Origin of the sequence: Moorena sp. SIO1F2 (assembly GCF_010672755.1) — a bacterium.
In the GTDB taxonomy this organism is placed as follows: domain Bacteria; phylum Cyanobacteriota; class Cyanobacteriia; order Cyanobacteriales; family Coleofasciculaceae; genus Moorena.
In genome coordinates this window covers 1-1,654 of sequence record NZ_JAAHFV010000644.1, presented here as the reverse complement: position 1 = coordinate 1,654, position 1,654 = coordinate 1, and the positions used below count along the sequence as shown (strand labels likewise).

Annotated in this window: 1 pseudogene; it reads right to left on the bottom strand. The window is 43.7% G+C overall.

Annotation, left to right across the window (positions count from 1 at the left end):
* Positions 1 to 828: 828 nt before the first annotated feature.
* A pseudogene (locus F6J94_RS33700) lies at positions 829 to 1,654 on the bottom strand (FAD-binding oxidoreductase); the annotation flags it as partial.

The following is a 1,654-nucleotide window of genomic DNA, read 5'->3' as shown; positions in this document are numbered from 1 at the left end:
TTACATCTAACCCTACACAAAAAAAACAAAGGGGCATTGGGGATTTTGGTTAAGGTGTTGCTCATTAACACAGCTAACTCAAAAAAATAAAATAAATTACACATAATTGAGTCCATTAATGGCTAAACTTGCTATTTGTAAATAAATGTAAAAACTTTTAATTATCCCTTGCATTTTTCCCAGGAGTTATCTATACTATAGAAGGTAAAGACCGATACTAATAACCGCGCTGGTAACAGCCTTAATCAACATCAGCGCGGTTTTCCTCCCACCTAAATAGGAGTTACTTCCATGATGCCAAAAATATCACGATCATCAATCCTGGCTGGGTGCATCTTATTCAATGGGTTTGACCCGGTGGTGCGTTACGGGACGGACTGTCCCAATACTGGCTACTGATAAAATCAGAGGCTTTCCGTCCCTAACGCACCCTACCCAACTGGCTCGGTGCATCTTGTTCAAGGGGTTTGAGCCGGTGGTGCGTTACGGGACGGGCTATCCCAACCCTGGCGACCGTGACAATCACGGCGAGCCCGTCCCTAACGCACCCTACCCAACTTGTTCAAGGGGTTTGACCCGGTGGTGCGTTACGGGACGGACTGTCCCAATACTGGCTACTGATAAAATCAGAGGCTTTCCGTCTTATCACGCACCCTACTGGGGTGGCACAGCTAATTTGGTGCAATAAGCGTAGGTTGGGTTGAAGAATGAAACCCAACACCAGTAACGCTTTGTTGGGTTTCCCTACCGCTCAACCCAACCTACGTTTTTAGGTGTGCCACGCCACTACCCAACTATTGCCTATTACCTGCTCCCTACTCCCTAAAATTAATAATCCCCCCCAGACCCATAGCGCCATGCTTCCAGCCAACGGTGGTAATAATATCTTGGTTTCGGTGGCAAGGTATTCAACATGCCACTGAGTAATTTACCTGCTGGATACAAACTACTGTAAACGGCTAAATTACTATAATGAACCATCCAATCCAATAGCATCGTTAATCCTACTTGAGGAATCACTGGCACCACTAATCCTGGTTTAGTTAATGATGTCACAAATAGGGTTTTAGATAATCCTGAAAACTTCACTACATCTTGGAGGAAGGGCTTAAGCACATCATCTCCTAGGTTTGCCATGGCTTGGAATACACCAGTGAGTAATTGATTAATTTGATTTGGTGCTAATTGTTGCTTGATGCCAACACTCATCGTTCGTTGAAACATCCAGGTTACGCCAATATTAGGCTGATAGGGTTGTAGTTGGGCTAAGGCATTGCGGTCTAGCAAATCATAGTCCAATGCTTCATGAATTCCGTTACTTAGACGCTTTAAATGTCTGACCATGGAACCAAATCCACCAAAACTGACTGGTGATTGCCCACCACTGCTATCCCCTATCGGTAAAATCCGATTCCAAGGCATTCTTAGGGGACTTTTTTGATAGGAAGGAAAAAAGCCAAATAGTACTCGTTTAAAGTCAAGTTGGGATAAGTCTACTCCCTGGTATTCTGGTAACAGACGGAAGTATTCGTCACATAAAAATTCTAAACTAGGACGTTCTGGATTAGCATCTAAGTAGGTAAATAAATAGGTTGTTCTACCATCCCGGGCTGGAAATGCTTCCCAGAAATATTGACATTGATTTTGGATAGGA